Annotated in this window: 26 protein-coding genes; 19 read left to right on the plus strand and 7 right to left on the minus strand. The window is 44.4% G+C overall.

The window, feature by feature from the left end; all coding sequences use genetic code 11:
- Positions 1-33 precede the first annotated feature (33 nt).
- The 3 genes from FGU46_RS07560 to mcm all read right to left on the minus strand — a co-directional run bounded on the left by FGU46_RS07560 (position 34) and on the right by mcm (position 3,616).
- Positions 34-1,089, minus strand: a complete 1,056-nt coding sequence (locus FGU46_RS07560; RefSeq protein ID WP_286473624.1) for a 60S ribosomal export protein NMD3 — start codon at positions 1,087-1,089, stop codon at positions 34-36.
- A 23-nt stretch (positions 1,090-1,112) separates the two neighbouring features.
- A complete protein-coding gene (locus FGU46_RS07565) occupies positions 1,113-1,520 on the minus strand; it encodes a translation initiation factor IF-2 subunit beta (protein ID WP_286473626.1) in 408 nt (135 codons plus the stop codon).
- A 74-nt stretch (positions 1,521-1,594) separates the two neighbouring features.
- On the minus strand, positions 1,595-3,616 hold the full coding sequence (mcm, locus tag FGU46_RS07570; protein WP_286473629.1) for a minichromosome maintenance protein MCM: 2,022 nt from the start codon (positions 3,614-3,616) through the stop codon (positions 1,595-1,597).
- A gap of 318 nt (positions 3,617-3,934) precedes the next feature.
- On the opposite strand from mcm, the gene FGU46_RS07575 reads away from it, so the two are divergent.
- Entirely contained in the window at positions 3,935-4,369 is a 435-nt protein-coding gene (locus tag FGU46_RS07575) for a hypothetical protein (protein ID WP_286473632.1), read from the plus strand.
- A gap of 14 nt (positions 4,370-4,383) precedes the next feature.
- On the opposite strand, the gene FGU46_RS07580 is transcribed toward FGU46_RS07575, so the two are convergent.
- Together FGU46_RS07580 and FGU46_RS07585 are read right to left on the minus strand one after the other, a co-directional pair.
- Positions 4,384-4,998 carry an RlmE family RNA methyltransferase gene (locus tag FGU46_RS07580; protein ID WP_286473635.1) on the minus strand — a complete coding sequence of 205 codons (615 nt, stop codon included), beginning with the start codon at positions 4,996-4,998 and terminating at the stop codon, positions 4,384-4,386.
- 58 nt (positions 4,999-5,056) lie between these two features.
- The gene (locus FGU46_RS07585) at positions 5,057-5,584 is read right to left on the minus strand and encodes a metallophosphoesterase (RefSeq protein WP_286473637.1); all 528 of its coding nucleotides are present in this window, start codon (positions 5,582-5,584) and stop codon (positions 5,057-5,059) included.
- Positions 5,585-5,756: 172 nt separating this feature from the next.
- Between FGU46_RS07585 and topA the strand changes: the two genes are divergently transcribed.
- Complete coding sequence (gene topA / locus FGU46_RS07590; protein WP_286473639.1) at positions 5,757-7,904, plus strand: DNA topoisomerase I; 2,148 nt, start codon at positions 5,757-5,759, stop codon at positions 7,902-7,904.
- Positions 7,905-7,927: 23 nt separating this feature from the next.
- Here the strand turns inward: topA and FGU46_RS07595 are convergent, their stop codons facing one another.
- Together FGU46_RS07595 and FGU46_RS07600 are read right to left on the minus strand one after the other, a co-directional pair.
- Complete coding sequence (locus FGU46_RS07595) at positions 7,928-8,146, minus strand: helix-turn-helix transcriptional regulator (RefSeq protein WP_286473644.1); 219 nt, start codon at positions 8,144-8,146, stop codon at positions 7,928-7,930.
- A gap of 59 nt (positions 8,147-8,205) precedes the next feature.
- Positions 8,206-8,772 carry a DUF3796 domain-containing protein gene (locus tag FGU46_RS07600; RefSeq protein WP_286473645.1) on the minus strand — a complete coding sequence of 189 codons (567 nt, stop codon included), beginning with the start codon at positions 8,770-8,772 and terminating at the stop codon, positions 8,206-8,208.
- A 222-nt stretch (positions 8,773-8,994) separates the two neighbouring features.
- On the opposite strand from FGU46_RS07600, the gene FGU46_RS07605 reads away from it, so the two are divergent.
- From FGU46_RS07605 to pfdA, 17 genes are all read left to right on the plus strand, one after another.
- A complete protein-coding gene (locus tag FGU46_RS07605; protein WP_286473647.1) occupies positions 8,995-9,642 on the plus strand; it encodes a TetR/AcrR family transcriptional regulator in 648 nt (215 codons plus the stop codon).
- A 93-nt stretch (positions 9,643-9,735) separates the two neighbouring features.
- Positions 9,736-10,416 (plus strand): DUF169 domain-containing protein, encoded by a 681-nt coding sequence (locus FGU46_RS07610; RefSeq protein WP_286473648.1) that lies wholly within the window; start codon positions 9,736-9,738, stop codon positions 10,414-10,416.
- Positions 10,417-10,489: 73 nt separating this feature from the next.
- Positions 10,490-11,926, plus strand: coding sequence for an MDR family MFS transporter (locus FGU46_RS07615; RefSeq protein ID WP_286473651.1), 1,437 nt, complete (start codon positions 10,490-10,492; stop codon positions 11,924-11,926).
- A gap of 263 nt (positions 11,927-12,189) precedes the next feature.
- Positions 12,190-14,559, plus strand: coding sequence for an STT3 domain-containing protein (locus tag FGU46_RS07620; RefSeq protein WP_286473653.1), 2,370 nt, complete (start codon positions 12,190-12,192; stop codon positions 14,557-14,559).
- Positions 14,560-14,687: 128 nt separating this feature from the next.
- The gene (locus FGU46_RS07625) at positions 14,688-15,782 is read left to right on the plus strand and encodes an OBG GTPase family GTP-binding protein (RefSeq protein ID WP_286473655.1); all 1,095 of its coding nucleotides are present in this window, start codon (positions 14,688-14,690) and stop codon (positions 15,780-15,782) included.
- 22 nt (positions 15,783-15,804) lie between these two features.
- The gene (locus FGU46_RS07630; RefSeq protein ID WP_286473657.1) at positions 15,805-16,581 is read left to right on the plus strand and encodes a sulfide-dependent adenosine diphosphate thiazole synthase; all 777 of its coding nucleotides are present in this window, start codon (positions 15,805-15,807) and stop codon (positions 16,579-16,581) included.
- Positions 16,582-16,600: 19 nt separating this feature from the next.
- A complete protein-coding gene (locus FGU46_RS07635; RefSeq protein WP_286473658.1) occupies positions 16,601-17,143 on the plus strand; it encodes an adenylate kinase family protein in 543 nt (180 codons plus the stop codon).
- Positions 17,144-17,383: 240 nt separating this feature from the next.
- Positions 17,384-17,728 (plus strand): ribonuclease P protein component 4, encoded by a 345-nt coding sequence (locus FGU46_RS07640; protein WP_286473660.1) that lies wholly within the window; start codon positions 17,384-17,386, stop codon positions 17,726-17,728.
- A complete protein-coding gene (locus FGU46_RS07645; protein WP_286473662.1) occupies positions 17,721-17,957 on the plus strand; it encodes a YhbY family RNA-binding protein in 237 nt (78 codons plus the stop codon). Before FGU46_RS07640 ends, FGU46_RS07645 begins: the two co-directional genes overlap by 8 nt.
- 10 nt (positions 17,958-17,967) lie before the next feature.
- The gene (locus FGU46_RS07650) at positions 17,968-18,405 is read left to right on the plus strand and encodes a 30S ribosomal protein S19e (protein WP_286473664.1); all 438 of its coding nucleotides are present in this window, start codon (positions 17,968-17,970) and stop codon (positions 18,403-18,405) included.
- Between the two features lie 14 nt (positions 18,406-18,419).
- Entirely contained in the window at positions 18,420-18,764 is a 345-nt protein-coding gene (locus FGU46_RS07655; protein ID WP_286473666.1) for a DNA-binding protein, read from the plus strand.
- A complete protein-coding gene (locus FGU46_RS07660; RefSeq protein WP_286473667.1) occupies positions 18,761-19,357 on the plus strand; it encodes a DUF7411 family protein in 597 nt (198 codons plus the stop codon). Before FGU46_RS07655 ends, FGU46_RS07660 begins: the two co-directional genes overlap by 4 nt.
- On the plus strand, positions 19,350-19,505 hold the full coding sequence (locus FGU46_RS07665; protein ID WP_286473668.1) for a 50S ribosomal protein L39e: 156 nt from the start codon (positions 19,350-19,352) through the stop codon (positions 19,503-19,505). The genes FGU46_RS07660 and FGU46_RS07665 overlap by 8 nt, the downstream gene beginning before the upstream one ends.
- Positions 19,506-19,516: 11 nt before the next feature.
- Positions 19,517-19,759 (plus strand): 50S ribosomal protein L31e, encoded by a 243-nt coding sequence (locus tag FGU46_RS07670; RefSeq protein WP_286473670.1) that lies wholly within the window; start codon positions 19,517-19,519, stop codon positions 19,757-19,759.
- Between the two features lie 17 nt (positions 19,760-19,776).
- Positions 19,777-20,451: a translation initiation factor IF-6 gene (locus FGU46_RS07675; protein WP_286473672.1), complete on the plus strand. Its 675-nt coding sequence runs from the start codon at positions 19,777-19,779 to the stop codon at positions 20,449-20,451.
- Positions 20,448-20,678, plus strand: coding sequence for a 50S ribosomal protein L18Ae (gene rpl18a / locus FGU46_RS07680; protein WP_286473674.1), 231 nt, complete (start codon positions 20,448-20,450; stop codon positions 20,676-20,678). The genes FGU46_RS07675 and rpl18a overlap by 4 nt, the downstream gene beginning before the upstream one ends.
- A gap of 7 nt (positions 20,679-20,685) precedes the next feature.
- Positions 20,686-21,111 (plus strand): prefoldin subunit alpha, encoded by a 426-nt coding sequence (gene pfdA / locus FGU46_RS07685; RefSeq protein ID WP_286473676.1) that lies wholly within the window; start codon positions 20,686-20,688, stop codon positions 21,109-21,111.
- The last annotated feature ends 14 nt before the right edge of the window (positions 21,112-21,125 follow it).

Genomic DNA, 21,125 nt, shown 5'->3' on the forward strand with positions numbered 1-21,125 from the left:
CAATATAAGCTTAACTAGTTAGTAAAAATTCAGTTACGTACATCCTTTTTTAAGGACGTAAATTCGGTGGTCAATCTCTACCACCTCCACCTCTCCACCTATCTTGAAATCATCCATATACGGCTTTAAATCTAGGTCCAGTGGTTCATATGTATCTGGATGTAGTATTTGTATTTTATGGGGGGTTAAACTGGTTACTGTAGTTTTTTTAACCATATCCGAGTCAGCAACCTTCACCAACTGAGGATAATCCTTCCATGGAATGGCATGCAGTTTTAAAGATTCAAGATCCTCTAAAAGTATGCCTCTACCATCGAGATTTATCACCCGACCCACTGAGTCGCTATGGTCCAGGAAATCTCCCTTCTGGAAGCTGGGAAGCCGTAGCGATATCCAGATCCGGTACAGATCTTTCCCTGCGGATTTGTCTCTACCCATGAGGCGGGGTGACTCCCCTACTACACCTCCCAGGCTATCTTTCAGCCCGTTAACTAGGCTCCGTGCGGCTTTGTAGGATCCGATGTAGTAGTCCACACCTTCTTTAATCTCCACCCGGTCCACCAGGTAGGCCATCCGGTTCTTTTCCACCAGTTTTTGTAGCTGACTTTTCAGGATTGAATCAGCTATTTTCTTTTCAGCAGGGTCTAAATGACGTTTATCTGCCCGTAATTGTATCACTGCTTCATAATAGCCGGAAGCATATTTACTGCAATCCGGACACACCGATCTTTTTATTTTAACCAATACCTGGCACTCCTGGTCCGTCTCTTCCCCCAGAAGGCGTCCCTGAGCACGAACCAGCACATCCCACTTAGATCCTCGCTGGTTAATTATCTTAAAAGAAAGGTCCACGTATTCGGCTCCCTCAGCTGGCTCAACGGATTCAGTTAGGATTTCCACCATCAGCTCTTCAGGATCCAAATCCGAATCGGTCCACCTACCAGCCTGGAAGGTGGAATTACAGTGAGCGCAGATAGTGGCTTCCACCTCGTCGGGGCAGCTTATTAGCGGGGTTTCCTTAATGAAACAATGGCGGCAAAGCCCCTGGTAGAGTTCTTCATCCTCTCTGCCGCATTGGGGACAAAACATGTTAGAATCTTTAAAAAAATAGTTTAAAGTGTTTTCAAAGGCGCTTTAGCCCCACAGGCCTCACATTTTAAGAGGAAAACCCGGTCTTCCCTGACGATACGGGTATCTGGCCGGTTACATTCATGACACATAATGAAACGTTTCACGTAGTCATCTATACGTTCATTTATGAGGTAATGGGTGAATTTTCCCTGGAGTATGGCACGAGTACCTTCCAGGTTTCCAGCAGTACCCAGTTCCCGCAGTAAAAACTTCAAGAGGTGCTGAGGGTCCCGGTTCATGGCATCGGCAATCTCTGAGAAGTTCTGGATCATGGTCCGGTTTCCCTGTATCATGGAATAGGCCTTGGGCACCTGGAAACGTTTGGTCTCCAGCACCTTCTGGGGCAACTGTTCCACGGCACGGTCTAATAATTCTTCATAATCAGTCATTAAATACCTCCTCTGATTTAAAATCATCTAAAAATCGCATAAGTTAACTGTATTTAGTGAAGGGAGAATAAAATTCAGGCTACCTTGTAGTAGCCGGTGCTTGGTTCGAAGATCAGTCCTTGGCGTTTCAGGACCCGGACAATCTCTTCAGTTTTCTCCTTATTCATGTTGTATCTATCTTCCATTTCCTTAATAAGCATGTTGTTGGGAGCGTGTCCACCATAGTCGTCAGTAAGCTCCTTGATGATTTCCATGACTATGCGGAATTTATCCCGCTCGGATTGGGGGGTACGTCCTTCAACCTTGTCAATATCGACTTTACCTGTTTCTGGATCATATCCTACTTGTTTAAGGGAGTCTTGCTGTAATTTAATGGCCCGCTTAGCGTCGTAGGCGGTTACATCGGGACTGAGTCTTATACGGGCACTGGCCTCGGATAAACGTACCAGAGCCTCCAATTGTCGGGCCGTAATTGGTACAGGAGAAGCTTCGTCTTCATCATCACTGGAACCTCCCCTCATACCTACGTAGAACTCCTGGATGACCTCCACTGCTTCGTCGGTTAGTTTAGGATGGACTTCCTTACGGGCGTAGGCAATGTACTTGCGCAGCAGCTCCGGCTCAATCTCGAATGGTATCGTATTTTCCTGGTGTATGCGCAGGATGTGGCTAGCCAGTTTTCTATCCCTCTCCATGTCTGGTTTATCCTCCACCACAAACAACAGGTCAAAACGGGAAAGAATGGTGGGTGGCAGGTTTATTTGAATGGCCACAGACTTGAAACGATCAAAACGTCCGAATTTAGGGTTTGCGGCGGCTAAAACCGAGCAACGGCTGTTTAAGGTGGCCATGATCCCTGCCTTGGCAATGGAGATCGTCTGCTGCTCCAGGGCCTCGTGAATGGCCGACCGATCTTCAGGGCGCATCTTGTCCAGCTCGTCCACACAAACATTACCACGGTCCCCCAGTACCAGGGCACCAGCTTCCAGGCTCCATCCTCCCAGTTCGTCTCTAACTGCAGCGGCAGTTAAACCCACCCCGCTGGTACCTTTCCCACTGGTGTAAATACCACGGGGCGCCAGTTTAGAAACGTATTTCAGCATCTGAGACTTTCCGATACCGGGATCCCCCACAATAAGGATGTGTATATCTCCCCTGATCCGGGTTTTATCTTCCAGATCCTTGGCTGAGCCACCGAACAGTTGGAGAGCGATGGCTTCCTTAACATCCCTATAACCCTGAATGGATGGTGCGGTGGATTTGATAATTTTATCATAAATCTTGGGGTCCTTGGACATCTCAATAATTTGTTGCTCGTCCTCAGGACTAATCTCCAGCTCCTCAAACTCCTGTTCCTTGGATTCGATGTAGTTACCATAAATGTAGTTCTTGAAGCGTTTTGTCTTTTCATCCCGGACCGTCTTGAGGGTGCCGGTGATTCTGACTATGTCTCCTGGAGTGATGGTGTCCACCAAGTCATCTTCTAAAACCACCACTATCTGTCGGGGCTGTTCACCACCCGATAAGTTTTCCAGGGGTTCCTGGAGTTTGGTGGTCTGTGTGTCCAAAAATTCAGATTCTTCCTGGAGTAAACGGAAGGAACGCCCTCCACACTCCTGACAGAGTGCTGGTTCACTGATTAGATTACTGGTCTGGTTAACTTCGTGCAGGCGCATGCAGCTGCGGCATTCAAAGGTGGCGTTAACAATTCGGGGCCTTATTTCATCGCTTTTACGCACGATACCATCAATGGCCACGAACTTCCCAATGTACTTGCTCCTTAAATCACGCAGAGGAATATTATTTCGCAAATTCTGAAAACGAGTATGAAGTTCAGCGTTTTTACGGAGAGGATCTATGTTCTGTATGGCCAGCTGAGCAGCTTTAAGCACTTCCTCTGGTTTTTCAATCAGAAGATCCGCCAGGTCGGGGTCGAACATTTCCAGTTCATTGTAGTCCACCACTACCGAACGCTCTTCCGGATACTTTTCCAGAGCTTCAAAGACGGTGTCTTTATATTTAGTGCCGAAAAACTCCTCGAATTTGGCTATGGATGTTTTTGTTTTGTTGGTTGTTTCTTGGGCTGAGATTTCCATTGAACAATCATTACTCCCTCTTGCTATAAATATTTAGAGACGGAGACGTGCATTTCAAGTGTAAAAAAAGTTGAAATTTTGGATGAGGCCACCTTAACCACTCAGGAGTCAGTATACACCCTCAAGAGATGGACTCGGTATATCTACACTAGGGGAGTTTGTATACTCCCTCTACGAGTTGAATTTCTATGAAGTTGAATCTCTAAATCTATGAAGTTGAATCTCTAAATATAAATGATAAAAATAAGCTATTGATATTAAGCAAATTTAAATAACCACTAGATGATCATCTAGTCTTACTGAAGAGGCGAATCAAACATGAAAAGATCCAGATTAAATCTCTTTAAAGCTACCTCTATGACCATATCGGTGTTAGGGGTGGTTATGATAATAATCACCATTGCTATCATAGCCTACCTTGGCTTCCAGTCATTATCATCCTTAATATCCACTGATGCCAGCAGTGGAGAAAATTATGAACAGTTAACCGCCTTGAAATCTGATTATTCGAATCTGAAGGCCCAGTATGATAGTACCAAGACATCAGTGGATGCCAGTGGCAACGAGGACCTGAAGGAAGCCTATGTAAATGCTGAATTAGAACTAGTGAAGGCTCAATCGGCCATCACCGACGTGGAAAGTGCCATGTCGGCTGGGGAGTCGCCCCAGGAAATACAGAACCGACTTAATATCGCTAGAACCCAGTTGCAGAACGCAAAAACCAGTTTAAGTACTGCCCGGGACATGTTGTAGAGAGAAGGGAACATTCATCTGGTTCCGCGAAAACCCCTGGCTACCAGATACATTTCCACACTCTTCTTACGGGATGAAGGCGGTTTAGTGGTTTTAACCATCCTGAATTTCTTTTTAACTGTTTTCAACATTTCTGGAAATTGTGGTCCCTGAAATAACTTCATAATCAGACTACCATTGTACCTTAAGGTGGAATCACACATCTCCATCACCGCCTGGAACAGGTCCATGGAGCGCATTTGGTCCACATCCTTAATACCCGAGAGTTTAGGGGAGGCATCAGACAGGATGACTGCAGCCTGCCCTTCTAAAGCAGATATAATCTCTTCTTTAACTTCACGGGTGGTAAAATCTCCCTTAATACTCTTAAAATTTTCTTCTGTAAAGGGCCGGATTCTTTGCAGGTCCACCGCCACCACCCGACCTTCCTCCCCCACCGCTTCCAGAGCTACCTGAGACCAACCACCGGGAGCAGCTCCCAGGTCCAGTATTCGGTCCCCTTTACGTATGATCTTGAACTTTTTATTTAACTGGAGTAGCTTATAGGATGCCCGGGAACGGTACTCTTCCTTTTTTGCTTTCTGATAATAAGGGTCTTCCTTTCGCTCCTGATTCCATCTTTTACCCATAAAAATCCTCTATTAGCCTTATTTTTTTAGTTCTCTTTCAATCTAGTAAAATATATGATTAAACTCCTCTAGCCTGGTAGTTCAGTGCTTTGCAGGGTGATTCGCCGATTTTAATTAGTTGAGCCTCCACTTCTCCCTCATCCACTTCCACCAGCATCACCGATGGATCCGATAGCCGGGGTACGGTGGGACTTCCCGGGTTCAACAGCAACAGGTCCTTCAACTGATTAACGAAGGCATAGTGGGTGTGACCGGTTATCAGTACGTCTACTTTCATCTCCAGGCCAATATAACGGAGCTGCTGGGTATCTCCCCGGGGATAAACTTCGCCGTGATTAAGACCAATCTTAACCCCCCCTACTTCTATTAATTCTCTTTCCGGAAGTTTAGTACCATAGTAGCGGTCCATATTTCCCTGGACACAGGTGGTGGGGGCTATGTTGTTTAAAATATCCTTGATTTCTAGAGAAATAAGATCTCCGGCGTGTAATATCATATCCACGTCCTTAAATATTTTAAAAACATTTTCAGGAATTTCAGAGGCCCTCTCTGGGATGTGGGTGTCGGATATAACGCCTATTAACATTCTATCTCCTTTAATCTCTGCAGTGCTTGATCAAGGTCGAGCTAGGTTTTATTGCTTGTGCTATTCTTAGTATTTATATATATGTCAACTTACTATATCTGGTAGGTGAAAAACCTGCTATATTATTAAACCTGCCATATTATTATTACACAATATTTTTTCAAGTGATGTTATGCATGAAGTGATCATCTGCGAGAAGCCCAAGGCCGCCGAGAAGATATCCCAGGCCCTTCCGGGCTATGCGGAAAAGAAGAACTACAAAAGGGTTCCATACTATGAAATTGAAGAGAATGGGAAGAAAACCACCATATTAGCAGCAGTAGGTCACCTTTACTCATTATCTCCCCTTAAAAAGGAAAACGGGCGAATATTTGAGGTGGAATGGGTCCCCCTGCACACCAAGGACAAGTCCAAGCGATATGTTAAAAACTACATCGATGCCATTGTGAAGTTCTCTAAAGATGCAGATAAATTCATTCATGCCTGCGATTATGATATTGAGGGAACACTCATCGGTTTCAACGCACTTAAATATGCCTGTGGCGATAAAAGTGTGGAACAAGCGGTGCGGATGAAGTTCTCCACCCTCACTGATGAGGACCTTCTGGAGGCCTACCATAACCCCATTGACTTGGATTTCCACCAGGTGGATAGTGGGATTGCTCGTCATGTCCTGGATTTCCTTTTCGGAGTTAACATTTCCAAGTACCTCACTGATTCGGTAATGGCTGCCACTTCCCGTTACATCCAGCTTTCAGCTGGCCGGGTGCAGACTCCTACTCTGTCCATACTCGTGGATCGTGAGAAGCAGATTAAAGAGTTCAAACCCGAACCCTACTGGCTTATCAAGGCTGATCTGGGTCTGGGAATAATTGCTGATCATAAACAGGGCAAAATTTTCGATAAAAAAAAGACAGAGGATATTCTGGCCCATTGTCAGGGTGAGGATGCAGTGGTGGACAAGATCAGCCTGAAGGAAACCGCCCAATCACCACCAGTACCCTTTGATCTGGGAACTCTTCAGTCCGAGGCCTACTCCGTCTTTGGTTTCAGCCCCAAGAAGACCCAGTCCATCGCCCAGAATCTATACACCGAAGGATACACATCCTATCCACGTACTTCTTCCCAGAAGTTACCGGCCAGCATAGGATATCAGAAGATACTCGGTAAACTCAGTAAAAATAGCAGTTTCGCTAAACATATAAAGAAACTTAAAAAACCTCTAAAGCCACGTGAGGGTAAGAAAACTGACGCTGCTCACCCTTCCATCCACCCCACCGGTGTTTTACCAAACAAACTCGGACGAGATTATCAGAAACTCTACGAACTGATTGTTCATCGTTTCATAAGCGTTTTTGGTCAAAACGCCATCCTGGAAGCCATGAAAACAGATCTGAAGATAGGTGATGAGGATTTCACCTTCAGCCGTAAGAGAATGGCCAAGATGGGATGGAAAGAGCACTACCCCTTCCGCAAGGTTGAGAATGACGAGTTCCCCTCCTTAAAAGAAGGTGAAAAACTGGAAGCAAAGGTGGATTCCGAAGAAAAGGAAACTAAACCTCCAGCCCGGTATAACCAGGCTTCTTTAATAAGAGAATTGGAGAAACGTGGACTGGGGACCAAGTCAACCCGTGCTAATATTATTTCCATCCTCTATGACCGTAAATATGTGGAGGGTAAGAAGATCACCGTCAACCAGTTAGGTGAACATCTCATCGACACTCTTAAGGAATATTCAGAAAAAATAACCAGTGAAGAGCTAACCAGAGAGTTTGAAACCAGAATGGAAGGTATAATGAGTGGGGAAACAGATAAGGATGATATCATCCAACAGGCCCGGGTGGAAGTCAGTTCTATACTGGATGATATCGAGAAGAACAAGCTTAAAATCGGGGAACAACTTTATCAGGCCTACCGGGAGAGCATGGTGGTGGGATCCTGCAAGTGCGGCGGAAACCTGATCACCATAAATTCGCCCCGGGGCGGAACCTTTGTGGGATGCTCAGCCTACCCAGAATGTAAATCAACCTATTCACTCCCCCAGGGAGCTAACGTGCTTAAGGCCACCTGTGAGAAATGTGGTCTACCAATGATATCCTTCGGCAAACCCCGACAGAGGGCGTGTCTGGATCCCAAATGTGGCCGGGAGGGTGAAGAGCCCCCTAAAAATGAGGTGGTGGGTGTCTGCCCGGATTGTGGAAAAGATCTCCTGAAACGTCTGGGTCGTTACGGTGAATTTGTAGGTTGCAGCGGATTCCCCCGCTGTCGATACACCCGTTCTCTGGAGGAGGATGAAGAGAAAGTTCAGGAAAAATCTTGAATATAGCCCTATTATCCTTTTTTTTATTTAATTTTCCAATTTAAGTCTTCCTCTTCGAAGATGAATATCTCCTCTATTTTTTCATCTAGCACCCTGGCAATAAGATAGGCCAGCTTCAGGGAGGGGTTGTATTTTCCTTTCTCCAGAAAGACTATGGTCTCTCGTCTCACCCCCACCTGGTCAGCCAGCTGGGCCTGGGTAAGGTCCTTCCTGGCTCGGAGTTCTTTGATTCGAGTTTTCATTCAAGATCGCCCTTTGATCACATATTATTTTTACCCGTTTTCTGATTCAGGTCGTTAAATCAGTCTATGTCTCCGATACGGCTTAAGATCGTGTTAGCTACCAGCATGGTGGTTATCATGACGAAAATAATTAATCCCATCAATTCTATGGGATCATGGATTCTATCTGCCCAGAACATGGACACCACCAGGAAACCTGTGAAGATCAGGGTTATATACCAAGACCAGGTTACAGCGAGTGTTCCAATTTTCCTTAAACGTTCGTCACGGGCTGTTTTTTCCATTCCCATATAGGCGAAGAAACTGACTATGTAAATAGTCATTCCTAATAGTAATCCTATGGCTGTATAATCGTTCATGGTCTTAGCAGCCATTAAATATAGTGAAGTGATCACCAGTATCACTGATCCTACCCAGATACTTAATTTATAGAGTTTATAATCTCTCTCGATGTTGGCCTTTTTTTCCTTCTTTTCATCCCCATTTTTAGCGGCTCTATTATACACCGGAGAAATAAAGAATAGGAAGAATGCAAAAAATGCATAATAGACTGGATCTCCTAAAATGTAGCCTAGTATCCCCAAAAAACCGAGTAAACCCCAGAAAACGTTGAATTTTACCTCCATCTTATTCACCTCATTTTGATAGTGTTGTTTATTTCCAACATAATGTTATTTAATTTCAACATCATGTTAGATAAATATAACACACTTAGTATTTAAGTATTCTGATGCTACCAAAACCTTTATATACCTTCATGACTACCAGTTATAAAACTGACTATTAGTCATAAAAAAATAATATCAGTCATAAATTTGGACAGATAGTCACGATGGTGGTGAAACATTATGTCACTGGCGGAATGGAAGGAAAAAGAAAGGGAGCAGCGGCAAAATTATATTATCGAAGCTGCTAGGAAATTATTGGCTCTAAAAGGCTTTAATGAAGTTTCAATGGATGAAATAGCCAGAGAAGTTGGTCTTGGCAAAAGTACACTCTATCTATATTTTAAAAATAAAGAATCTTTGTACTTTGCTGTAGTCTTACGCGGTATTCGAATCTGGGTTGAAATGGTTAAAGAAGGGGTTAAAAAAGGAAATACTGGGTTAGAGAAGTTAACATTATATGGAAATGTAAATAGGGAGTTTTCTAATAAATATCCGGATTATTTCAGGCTACTGTATTCTCCCACATCCATTAAAAAACAATTTGATAGGGATAAAATGAACAGCAGTGAAGAATTCCGAGAAGTAAGGGAATTATTCAAAGAAATAATGTCCATAGGGATAGATTTAATACAAAAAGGTATAGATGAGGGCCAAATCCGACCAGATGTGGATCCTACCGAAGCAGCTATTCTCCTATCAGTAATATACAATGGCAAGGTGAATATGGGCGACTGGGCTAAAGAGCTACTGGAAAACAGAGGAATTGATGAACATAGATTTGCCAAGGATATAGGAGATTTGTTTCTTCACATGTTAATGAAACACTGAAAATGAGATTTAAAATAAATCGTAGCTTTATATGAAATTTAAAATGTTGTATTTAGAAGTAGAGTATTTATTTGGATATTAGAGGTGTTAAATATGGATTATACTGAATTAGGAGAAAAATTAAATGAACTTTTAAAATTGGAAAATGAACCAGTGGCCATAAAATGGTCTGTAAAAGAGCCAAAAAACGTTAAAAAGGAAGAAGGTAAATCAAGATTCTGCAGTAAACTTGAAAAAGCCATGAACGGCGAAATATTTTATGCAACCCTAGAAGAGGAAGAATGCATGGGTGGTGCCAGATATTCTGGACTTAAAGACATGAGTGAATACCCTGCTAATGTACAAAGTGGGGCATTTATGGTTCCGAAGGGTTTGTATAAGAACATTCCTGCCGTGCAGCGTTCCAGGGAAAATGAAACATACATAAACCCTGGAATATTCACTGCAATTAGTTTCGCTCCTTTAAATAAGGCAAAATTTGAACCAAATGTGATATTTATGGTCTGCAATGCGAAACAGGGGATGGAAATACTTCATGCAAATGCCTATGACTCTGGAGAACATGGGCGGGGCGCTGATGCAGTTCCAGTGTGCAGTTCAATGGCTGCAACACCTTATATGACTGGAAAAGTCACTTATGGATTCGGTGACGTTGCAGCAAGGAAAAACATGGATATTAATCAACATGATATTATGGTCAGTATTCCTGGAAGCGACTTGTCTCGTATAGTTTCTAATTTGGGTGAAATGCGAACTAAAATGTTCTTTAAGTAAGGATGATTTTCACCAATAAATTTTATTTTTATTATTTTTAGGAAAATCATAAAAATAGACCTAAGTGATAACCATGAATCATGGAAGCCATTATAACCTTGCTAAAAATAAAATAATCATGATAATGGCCGGATTAATGGTTGTACTCCTTTTAGCTGCCTTTGATTATTCAATCATAGGGACAGCTATGCCTAAGGTTATTAACAGTCTGCAGGGCATGGAATACTATGTATGGCCATTTACATCTTACATGTTAACATCAACCATTGCCATAATCCTTTTTGGTAAATTATCGGATATTTACGGTAGAAAACATGTTTTAATGGCCGGAATCATCACCTTTGTTATTACTTCAGTCCTGTGCGGTTTTTCCACCAATATGTATGAACTGATCCTATTTAGAGGACTTCAGGGAATTGGGGGCGGAATTTTAATATCACTCCCATTTATTGTGGTTGGAGAAATTTTCAGTCCCAGGGAAAGAGCCAAATATATGGGGATTCTGGCATCCGTATTTGCACTTGCCGACGTTTTAGGACCAATTCTCGGTGGCGTCATTACTGATAATTTGGGTTGGAGATGGATATTTTTTATAAATGTTCCTGTTGGGGTCGCTGCTCTGATTATTATTCTTTATTCTCTTCCAAATTTTAAATCGCCAGATATTAAAAAGGTCATTGATTATTTCGGGATCATCACCTTTATCTTATCTTTAAGTGCCCTGTTCCTGGGAGTCACACTGGCCGGAGATCTTAACACCCATTCATTTGCTGAGATAACGGGACTACTTGTATTTGCAGGAATCATGTTTACAATGTTCATCTGGGCTGAAAAAACAGCTGTAGAGCCTATTTTGCCGTTAAATCTTTTTAAGAATTCAATTTTCAGTGTATCATCAGTTGGAAGCTTTTTAGCAGGTGCCTTGCTGTTTTGTGGGATGATTTACGTCCCATTATTCGCACAGGATGTTTTAGGTATGAGTGCCACAAATTCAGGGTTCATCATGATCCCTATGCTTTTAAGCCTTACCATAACCTCAATACTCACTGGACTAATCATATCCAGGACCGGTAAATATAAAAAGCTGGCCATCGCCGAATTTATTATAACTGCAATCGGAGTTGTGCTTCTCGCCACCATGAATGAGAATACGCCCTATTATCTGCTGTTACTCTATTCAACTATTCTGGGTATTGGTTCAGGAATGGCCTATAACATATTCAATATAGCAGTGCAGAATGCATTCACACTGCGAGAAATAGGTGTTGTAACTGCTTCTATGCGGTTTTTCAGAAATTTAGGTACTATCTTATTCGTGCCAATATTTGGATACATAATGAATTTCACACTGATAAGTTCCTCTACAGTTAATTTGAGTGAAACTCAAGCTTTGGTACTTTCTATCCAGAATATTTTCCTTGCAGCTACAGTACTGGCATTTGCTGGATTGATTGTTGCCTTTTTCCTGAAAGAAATACCTTTAGGTGAAGATGTGCCTACCACATCATGATATTAAATGCCACAAGTGGCTAAATTTTTTCCTGGTCGTTGTAAGTCAATTGATAAGTAAATCTTTATGGGGCCTTTTTTGGGAATAATTATAAATCTAATAATCTTACAATATTGCTTTGAAATTATGCCAAAAAAGGGTAATGCAAAGTTGTTAAAATTAAGAAAGTTATTAAGATTTTAAACATGTATTGGAAGTGTTACAACCACTACATTCAAAAGTTGATGGCTGTTACACTTGTCAAATTCTAAATGGGGATATTTATGGAGGCCAAGGAAATTTTCAACAAATTAAAGCCATTGATTATTGTTATATTGCTGTTTTCCATCGTATTTTTCATAAGGGCCGAGGCAGCGAATCTATCATCATTATCTGGCGATTTTAAAGCCTTTTACCAGGATGATAATGGTCTTCCTTACTTCAGTGAGATGGACTCCTATTATAACTACCGTTTAACCGCTGATTACCTGGATCATGGCTATCCAGGGGATACTAAAATAAACGGAACCAACTGGGATCTGCACTCCAACTACCCCCCGGGGAGATCCGCTGAATATCCCCCACTCATCATCTACGTAACAGCCTGGGTTTATCTCCTGGTAAACTCAGTGGCTACGGTGCCCTTAACTGCGGTCAGCTTCTGGATGCCGGCCGTTATCGCATCTTTATGTGTAATACCAGCCTACTTCATGGTAAGAAGATTAACCAATGATTATGGTGGTATAACCGCCGGATTACTGGTTGCCCTGGCCCCGGCCTACTTCAACCACTCCTTCGCCGGCTTCTTCGATACTGACATGTTCAACATACTCCTACCACTCTTGGTAGTGTGGATGTTTATAGAAAGTATCAGGGCCGATGATTTAAAAAATAAGGCCATATTCGCAGTTCTATCGGCCATCTTCATGCTAATATTCTCCACCGCCTGGGAGGGATGGTGGTACATATTCTACATCGTGGTACTGGCCAGTCTGGTCTATCTGCTTGTTTCCCGTTACCTCTTAAAACAGGATCGAAAGCCAAGAGACGAGTTTTCGAGCCGGAAAGAATGGTTATTAAACCAGCCAGTGCTCCTTCCCCTGGCCATATTTGCCATTTTAGGCTCGGTTCTCATGATGATATCCATGGGAGCCCTGGACTTTTTCAACGCCCTTCTCCAGCCAGTGGGCTTTACCCAGCTACAAGAATCCACCCGGGTGACATCCTATCCCAACGTGTATGTCTCCGTGGCTGAGCTCCAAATACCTTCTATTTCTGATGTATTAGATGGTGTGGGTGGGATTTTAGCCTTCGCATTTGGTATAGTCAGTGTCTTCTGGCTTTTCCGAAAAATAAAAACTCCGGCTCCTGAGAATAAACTGAATATCAAGAAGAAACCGCGAAAGAGAAAAGGCAGTCGAAAAAAAAGACGGGAAGCAGAGAAGGTTGTAGAGGAGGATTCGAAGGTTGTTCCTCCCATCATCCCCCACCGACCACGAACTTACCTTTTCATGGCAGTGTTACTGACCGTGTGGCTGCTCACCACAGCCTATGCCATGACCAAGGGAGTCAGGTTTATCGAGGCCTTTTCCATACCCATCGCTATAGGGGCAGGTATATTTGTGGGTCTGGTAAGGGAGTACCTGGAAGGACAGATCGAAACTCCCAGCTACCGGGTGATTGTGATGGCCATCCTGGTGGCCATGGTGGTGTTCGTACCCCTAACCAATGACTACGCTGCTTCCAGTTCAGTGGTTCCCGGTACTGATGATTCCATGGTCAATTCTCTAGCCTGGATCAAGGCCAACACTGCCAATAACACCGTAATCATTTCCTGGTGGGACTTTGGACACCTGTTCGCTGCGGTAGCCGACCGGCCGGTAACCTTCGACGGAGGATCCCAGAACACGCCCCGGGCTTACTGGGTTGGAAAGGCACTTCTAACTAACAATGAAAGTCTTTCTGCAGGTATAATGCGGATGCTATCCTCCAGTGGAGATGATGGATACTACACCCTGGAAAATTATACCCAGAACACGGGTAAAAGTGTGGAAATACTGGAAAAAACCCTGGGTGTTGACAAAGCATCTGCCCAGACCATCATGACCAGCCAGTATGGTCTTACCACGGAACAGGCGCAAAATGTGCTGCAATTTACTCATCCCGATGATCCGGTTCCGGTGGTATTCATCACCAGCTATGACATGATTGGAAAGGCCGGTTGGTGGTCATACTTTGGTGGATGGAACTTCCAGAATGCTTCTGGCCAGAACATGGTGTACTCTTTGACCCAGGCCAATGTGACCACCCAGAATGATACTCTGGTGTTGCAGGGCGAAAATGGGGTGGTGGCCCAGATAACCAGTACCAACATCACCGCCGGGATAGCCACCAGTAACAACCAGGTTGCCCTGGCCCACCGGGTGATAGTGGTGGCCAATGGAACCACCGCATATGACCAGTTGGTGTCCAACCAGAGCATGTTCTCGGTCATGATCATCAAGGAAGGTGATTCGTATTATACCATGGCCATGAACAAGGAACTGGAGGACTCCATGTTCACCCGACTGTTCTTCCTTCAGGGAGCGGGTTTAACCCGTTTCACCCCGGCTTACGCCCAATCAGGAGTTATCGTTTGGAACGTGACAGTATAGGTCACGTTACTCCACTTTTTTATTTAAAAAATCTTTTTAAGTAAAAAAAGGTAAGTATTATCTAGCACCATAATCTAGGTTTTCATCCAACTTTAAATAATTACAATCTACTTTTTGAGTGATTTAAATTGACTTTAGAAGACAGAATCCGCAGCATTGAAGAGGAGATCAAGAAAACTCCCTACAACAAGGCCACTTCCCACCACATCGGGAAATTGAAGGCAAAATTATCCCAGTTACGGGAAGAATCATTTAAAAGGGCTTCCGCAGGTACCAAGGGCAAGGGATTCCATCTAAAAAAGAGTGGAGACTCCACTGTGGCTCTGGTAGGATTCCCTTCTGTTGGTAAGTCCACTATTCTCAATCAAATAACCAATGCCGAGTCTAAAATTGGTTCCTATGAATTCACCACCCTGGAGGTGATCCCCGGGGTCATGGAGTACCGGGGAGCCCATATTCAGATCTTCGATATTCCGGGGATCATCAGTGGTGCCGCTCATGGCCGGGGAAGGGGAAGAGAAATCTTATCAGTGGCTCGCAACGCCGATCTGATAGTGATAGTTCTGGATGTTTTCCAGCCACAACACCAGGAACTGATACTGGAAGAGCTTAACCTTATCGGCATCCGCCCAAATCAGTCACCTCCAGATGTAAGGGTAAAACGAAGAAGAATTGGTGGAGTAAAACTGGCTTCCACTGTCCCCCTGACCCATATGGATGAAAAAAGCATTCGTTCCATTCTTAACGAGTACGGGGTGCACAGTGCTGATGTTCTGATCCGGGAAGATGTCACCATGGATAGATTCATTGACTCCCTGGATTCCAGCATAGTCTACATACCCCTCCTGATGGTGGTTAACAAGATCGACCTGGTAGATGATGATTACTTGGGGGAAGTTAAAAGAAAAGTTCCCGATGCTTTATATATCGCCGCTGATAAGCAGTTAAACATTGATGAACTTAAAGAGGAGATATTCCAGCGCCTGGAACTTATAAGGATATACTTGAAGCCTCAGGGTAAAAAGGCAGATATGGATGATCCACTAATAGTCAGGAAGGGTTCTACCGTGGAAAACGTGGCACAGAGGCTACATCGTGACTTTGTAAGGAACTTCCGCCATGCCAATGTGTGGGGAAAGTCGGTGAAGTTCCCGGGCCAGAAGATAGGTCTGGAACACGCACTGGAAGATAAAGACATCGTAAGGATCATAGTTAAAAAATAATTTAAATAAAACAGGTGTGAACATGAAATTAGACGATATAATCGTTTCAAAGGCCATCGTGGAAGGTTACATGCAAGATCTGCTGGACTATATGGAGATGGACGTGGCCATTGGGGGTGGGGGGCCATCTGGTATCACCGCCGGATACTACATGGCCAAAGCAGGACTTAAGGTAGCTTTATTCGAAAAAAAACTCACTATTGGTGGTGGAATGTGGGGGGGCGGTATGATGTTAAACAAGATCGTGGTCCAGGAGGAAGGAAAACGAATCCTGGAGGAGATGGGCATCAGCTCACAGGAGTACCAGTCTGGATACCACGTGGCAGACTCCATTGAGACCGTATCCACCTTGCTCTCCCAGGCGACCAAGGCCGGATTGAAGGTTTTTAACCTCATTGAAATTGAGGACGTGATGATCAAACAGAAAGGAGTGGAAGGTCTGGTTATAAACTGGAGTACCGTGGGTATGTCTGGTCTGCACGTGGATCCAGTAACCGTGAGAAGTAAAGCAGTGGTAGATGCCACTGGACATCCCTGTGAGGTGGTTAAGGTGGTTGAAAATAAGGTAGGGCCGGAACTACACACCAAAACTGGTCGCATCATGGGGGAGAAGTCCATGTGGGCCGATAGGGCTGAAAGTGTCATCCTGGAGAATGTGGGAGAAGTATACCCTGGCCTGTACGTCACTGGCATGGCTGCCAACGCCGCGCATGGCTCGCCACGAATGGGCCCCATATTCGGGGGCATGCTTCTTTCCGGGGAAAAGGTGGCCCAGATACTCATCGAAAAGCTGAAATGAGTAGTTAAGGTAAGAAATCATGATTCTGCTTCTAACCGGCACCCCTGGCACCGGAAAAACCACCATATCCCGGTTACTATCAGATAAGCTGAATGCTAGGTTAGTGGCGGTCAACCAGTTAGTGGACCAAAAACATCTTTACACTGGTCTGGACCCGGATAAACACTATAAAATAGTGGATATTCAGGCACTCATCCAGGAAATGGATGAGGCTGCTCAGAATTACCGGGACAGTGAGGATTGGCTAATATTGGAGGGACATCTCTCCCATTATTACCAACCCGCGGATCTGGTGGTGGTTTTAAGGGCCAGCCCGCCTATCCTGGAAGAAAGGCTGAAAAATCGGAAATGGAAACCAGAAAAGGTGAAAGAAAACCTGGAAGCAGAGGCCCTGGATATCTGTGCCTGGGAGGCCGGGGATATTCACGGGGCACTGGCTCAAGAAGTAGACACCACTCACAAAATGCCCCAGGACGTGGTTAAAACCATCATAGAAATCATCAGGGGTGAAAGAACCTCCCCCCTGGGTGGGGTTAACTTTCTGGACCAGATGGATTTATAGAAGAACCTCCCCTGCTTGATGTTTAGCACTGATTTTGGTGACCATAGAATCGATCCTGGGAAAAGCTTTTTAAAGGGAGAAGTGAATATATCAAATCATTATTCTTAAGTACATTCTCAGGCTTCAGAATAGTTACCCATACATCTGCGTCTTTTGAGAAACTTAGGATCTCTGTATTCTTAGCATCTTTGATGTTTCTTGAGAGGTTAAAATTTGCGAAGGGGAAGAAGACCGAAGTGGATGATAAAAATAGCCGATGAAAGGCTTGAAATCCTCTTCAAAATGGCGGAAGATGAATTTTCCCTCCACCCCCAACGGTCCCACCGCTACGTGGAGATGGCCCGGAGCATTGCCCAGAAGTATAACCTGAAGATGCCTTCCTACTGGAGAGGCAGGTACTGCAAGGGGTGTAAAAGGTTCTTAAAGCACGGATTAAACTCAAAAGTTAGGCTGAACCATTCGGCGGTGACCATAGAGTGCCTGGAATGTGGAGAAGTAAGCACCATGCCCTATTTAAAGGAGCAGAAGACCAAGAGGAGGAAAAGAATTGAATCCCGCACCTTCCAAGAAGGAAATTATGAATAGATCACTTTCAACCATTACCATCAATATCGGCAAATCCGGAGTGAATCCGGGTGTGCTGGATGAGATCAAGAGACACCTGAAGGAACGAGAGGTGGTTAAACTCCGCTTTTCGAAAGGTATATCTCCCGAGAAACAAAACTATATTACTCAGATCATCGAAAAATCAAATGCTAAACTGGTTGATTTTAGAGGTAATGTTGCTGTAATATTCAAAAAAAGAGGTAATTAGGAGGATAAATATGACTACAGTTTATGATGTGCCTGCCGACTCGCTCATCAGCGAAGTCGCCAAGGAATTAAGCGAAAATACGAAGATCACCCCGCCAGAATGGTCCGTTTTCGTAAAAACAGGCGTTCACAAAGAAAGAAGGCCTGATGATGCTGAATGGTGGTATGTACGTTGTGCTTCCCTTTTAAGAAGGGTTTACATCGATGGTCCCGTGGGTATCAACAGTTTGCGAAGTTATTACGGTGGTAAGAAGGACCGTGGAACCAGCCCTGAGAAATTCAAAAGGGGCAGCGGTTCCATAGTTAGAGGAGTCCTGCACCAGCTGGAAGATGCCGGACTGGTGGAGAAGATAGATGAAGGAAGAAGAGTAACCCCGGAGGGACGATCCTTCCTAGACAAAGCATCCCACAAGATAAAAAAAGACATTCCTGAAGCAAGTAAATATTAATGGGGATTTTTTAAATGAGCGATATCGAAGAGATACGCCGCCGGAGAATGGAACAGCTACAACAGCAGCAGGCAGCTCAACAGGTGTCTCAACAAGAAATTGAGGCCCAGGAGCGCATGCGCCAGGAGATGGAGGCACAGAAAAGGCAGCTCATGATACAGATCCTCACCCCTGAGGCCCGCAGTAGACTGGCCAATCTCCGACTGACCCGACCGGATTATGTGAATCAGATCGAACTTCAGCTCATTCAACTGGCCCAGGCAGGACGGATAGCTTCTAAAATAACCGATGAACAGCTCAAGGAGCTCCTGCGTAAACTGGCCGGTCAGAAGAAAGAAATAAATATCACAAGAAAATGAAAGCAGCGGTACTCTACAGTGGAGGTAAGGACAGTTCTCTCGTAGCGGTCATCCTTCACCGATTAGGATATCATGTAGAGCTTTTAACTGCGAATTTTAATATTTATCCTTCCTTTAAACCAGCCGAGAAAACTGCGGAAAATCTGGGGTTCAGTCATCGGGTATTAAGGGCGGATGAAACTTTACTGGAGAATGCCGTTACCAGGATACTGGAAGATGGTTATCCCAACCAGGGGATCGATTACCTGCATAAACAGGTTCTGGAACTGGCCGCATCCCGATATGAAGTGGTGGCCGATGGTGTACGCCGTGATGACCGGGTTCCCAGACTGAGTCTCCCGGAAGTAACCAGCTTCCAGGACCGTCATGATGTGCAATACATCAACCTCAGTGGCTTTGGGCATCGAACCATAAATAACCTGGCAGAAAAACTTTTCAGGCTTAAAAAAGAACCAACCAATCCCCACAACAACTCGGACTACGAGATAGAGATAAGACACCTTATTGGGGAGAAAAAAGGAAGAGAAGTTGCAGAAAACCTTTTTCCCCCACACACACAATCAAGAGTAATAGGATGGAGAGAAGATGAGTAGAAATAAACCTTTAGCAAAAAAGCTTAGACTGGCAAAGGCATACAAGCAAAACCGAAGGGTGCCTCTGTGGGCCATGTTAAAAACCTCCCGTAAGGTGAGGTCTCACCCCAAAATGAGACACTGGAGAAGAAGTAAGATCAAAGTATAAGGAGATTAAACATGGAAAGAGTTTACACCATTCCTTTGAGGGATGTTAAAAAAGTTCCAAGGACTAAGAGGTCTCCCCGGGCCACCCGATACGTAAGGGATTTCATCCAGAGACACATGAAGTCCGAGGACGTTAAAATTGACGCCTCAGTCAACGAGAAGATATGGGAAAGGGGAATCCAGAAAATACCCCCCAGGATTAAGGTAAAGGCCACCAAGGAAGATGACGGCTCGGTCTTGGTCACCCTGGCCTGAATAAATTAGGTGAACCCATGATCAGGAGATTTAACCTGAGGGGCAACCCCAACCTGGGAGTGGCCATTTCTGCCACTGATCAGGCGGCGCTGGTTCCCCCCAACCTGGAAAATAAGGACCTCCAGTTAATTGAGGAGGCACTCCAGGTACCACTCATCAAGACTCATATTAGCGGTAGCAATCTGGCCGGAGCCCTGGCCGTTGGAAACTCCAATGGGTTTGTGGTTTCCAAGTACGCATTCGACCGGGAAATTGACGCTATCCGTGAAACCGGCCTGGCAGTGGAGAGAATACCTGACCGGCTCACTGCAGTAGGCAACATCGTCCTGGTAAATGACCACGGGGCGATAATTAATCCCCTTCTATCTGATAAATCCGCAGAGTTAATATCCGGCACACTGGATGTGGATGTAGAAAGGGGAAAAATAGCCAATTTCATGATCACCGGTTCAGTAGCTCTGGCAACCAATAAAGGAGTATTAGTACATCCTTCTGCAACTCCAGAGGAATTAAAACTTCTGGAATCAACTTTGAAGGTCCCTACCGATGTGGGTACTGTTAACCGAGGTACTCGCCTGGTGGGCGCCGGTGCAGTGGCCAACAGCCACGGCGTGATGGTGGGCCTGGATACTACTGGCCCGGAAATGGCAAGAATCGAAGAATCATTGGGTTTTCTCGAGGTATACTTATGAAAACAAAAATATTTAGAATTCAAGGCAAGTTTATGATGGGGGACAGTCTCAAGCCCTTCACCCGGGAATTGAGAGCCACCAGCGAAAAGGAAATCAGAGAAAAGATTTACTCTGAATTCGGAAGCAAACACCATATAACCAGGAATCAGATAAAAATTCAGGACATCCAGGAAATATCTGCAGAAGATGCCCAGGATCCCCTGATCAAAGCACTAATCCCGGAGTGATCCTTCCATGGAAGACCGTCAGCGACTGGAAGAGCTTATAAACGAGCTTAACATGTACAAGGCCCAGGCAGACCTTTTAAATCAACAAATAGAAACCCTCAAAGTTAGCATATCTGAGTTGGCCATTGCCATGGAAACTCTGGATGAGTTAAAGGGAAAAGAGGGTGTTGAAACCTTTGTACCCATCGGTGCAGGATCATTTCTGATCACCGAGATAAAAAACACCGAAGAAATTATCGTGGGAGTGGGAGCTGGAGCTGCCATCAAAAAGAAGGTCGGTGACGCCCAGGAAAGTATCAAGAACCAGAAAGAAGAACTGGAAGGACTCCTTAATCGTATGATGGGAGATCTGCGGAATATCACCGAAATAATTGTCCAGAAAAGTCCCGAAGCCGAGGAATTACTCCAGCAACTGGAAGGGACGCCAGGATAGACCCTTAAGAGTTA

This window comes from Methanobacterium sp. CWC-01 (genome assembly GCF_030323845.1).
Taxonomy (GTDB): Archaea; Methanobacteriota; Methanobacteria; order Methanobacteriales; family Methanobacteriaceae; genus Methanobacterium; species Methanobacterium aridiramus.

Excerpts from the sequence above, each read along its gene's own strand:
- FGU46_RS07560 (WP_286473624.1), bottom strand. The coding sequence starts at position 1,089 with ATGTTTTGTCCCCAATGCGGCAGAGAGGATGAAGAACTCTACCAGGGG.
- FGU46_RS07565 (WP_286473626.1), bottom strand. The coding sequence starts at position 1,520 with ATGACTGATTATGAAGAATTATTAGACCGTGCCGTGGAACAGTTGCCC.
- mcm (WP_286473629.1), bottom strand. The coding sequence starts at position 3,616 with ATGGAAATCTCAGCCCAAGAAACAACCAACAAAACAAAAACATCCATA.
- FGU46_RS07575 (WP_286473632.1), top strand. The coding sequence starts at position 3,935 with ATGAAAAGATCCAGATTAAATCTCTTTAAAGCTACCTCTATGACCATA.
- FGU46_RS07580 (WP_286473635.1), bottom strand. The coding sequence starts at position 4,998 with ATGGGTAAAAGATGGAATCAGGAGCGAAAGGAAGACCCTTATTATCAG.
- FGU46_RS07585 (WP_286473637.1), bottom strand. The coding sequence starts at position 5,584 with ATGTTAATAGGCGTTATATCCGACACCCACATCCCAGAGAGGGCCTCT.
- topA (WP_286473639.1), top strand. The coding sequence starts at position 5,757 with ATGCATGAAGTGATCATCTGCGAGAAGCCCAAGGCCGCCGAGAAGATA.
- FGU46_RS07595 (WP_286473644.1), bottom strand. The coding sequence starts at position 8,146 with ATGAAAACTCGAATCAAAGAACTCCGAGCCAGGAAGGACCTTACCCAG.
- FGU46_RS07600 (WP_286473645.1), bottom strand. The coding sequence starts at position 8,772 with ATGGAGGTAAAATTCAACGTTTTCTGGGGTTTACTCGGTTTTTTGGGG.
- FGU46_RS07605 (WP_286473647.1), top strand. The coding sequence starts at position 8,995 with ATGTCACTGGCGGAATGGAAGGAAAAAGAAAGGGAGCAGCGGCAAAAT.
- FGU46_RS07610 (WP_286473648.1), top strand. The coding sequence starts at position 9,736 with ATGGATTATACTGAATTAGGAGAAAAATTAAATGAACTTTTAAAATTG.
- FGU46_RS07615 (WP_286473651.1), top strand. The coding sequence starts at position 10,490 with ATGAATCATGGAAGCCATTATAACCTTGCTAAAAATAAAATAATCATG.
- FGU46_RS07620 (WP_286473653.1), top strand. The coding sequence starts at position 12,190 with ATGGAGGCCAAGGAAATTTTCAACAAATTAAAGCCATTGATTATTGTT.
- FGU46_RS07630 (WP_286473657.1), top strand. The coding sequence starts at position 15,805 with ATGAAATTAGACGATATAATCGTTTCAAAGGCCATCGTGGAAGGTTAC.
- FGU46_RS07635 (WP_286473658.1), top strand. The coding sequence starts at position 16,601 with ATGATTCTGCTTCTAACCGGCACCCCTGGCACCGGAAAAACCACCATA.
- FGU46_RS07640 (WP_286473660.1), top strand. The coding sequence starts at position 17,384 with ATGATAAAAATAGCCGATGAAAGGCTTGAAATCCTCTTCAAAATGGCG.
- FGU46_RS07645 (WP_286473662.1), top strand. The coding sequence starts at position 17,721 with ATGAATAGATCACTTTCAACCATTACCATCAATATCGGCAAATCCGGA.
- FGU46_RS07650 (WP_286473664.1), top strand. The coding sequence starts at position 17,968 with ATGACTACAGTTTATGATGTGCCTGCCGACTCGCTCATCAGCGAAGTC.
- FGU46_RS07655 (WP_286473666.1), top strand. The coding sequence starts at position 18,420 with ATGAGCGATATCGAAGAGATACGCCGCCGGAGAATGGAACAGCTACAA.
- FGU46_RS07660 (WP_286473667.1), top strand. The coding sequence starts at position 18,761 with ATGAAAGCAGCGGTACTCTACAGTGGAGGTAAGGACAGTTCTCTCGTA.
- FGU46_RS07665 (WP_286473668.1), top strand. The coding sequence starts at position 19,350 with ATGAGTAGAAATAAACCTTTAGCAAAAAAGCTTAGACTGGCAAAGGCA.
- FGU46_RS07670 (WP_286473670.1), top strand. The coding sequence starts at position 19,517 with ATGGAAAGAGTTTACACCATTCCTTTGAGGGATGTTAAAAAAGTTCCA.
- FGU46_RS07675 (WP_286473672.1), top strand. The coding sequence starts at position 19,777 with ATGATCAGGAGATTTAACCTGAGGGGCAACCCCAACCTGGGAGTGGCC.
- rpl18a (WP_286473674.1), top strand. The coding sequence starts at position 20,448 with ATGAAAACAAAAATATTTAGAATTCAAGGCAAGTTTATGATGGGGGAC.
- pfdA (WP_286473676.1), top strand. The coding sequence starts at position 20,686 with ATGGAAGACCGTCAGCGACTGGAAGAGCTTATAAACGAGCTTAACATG.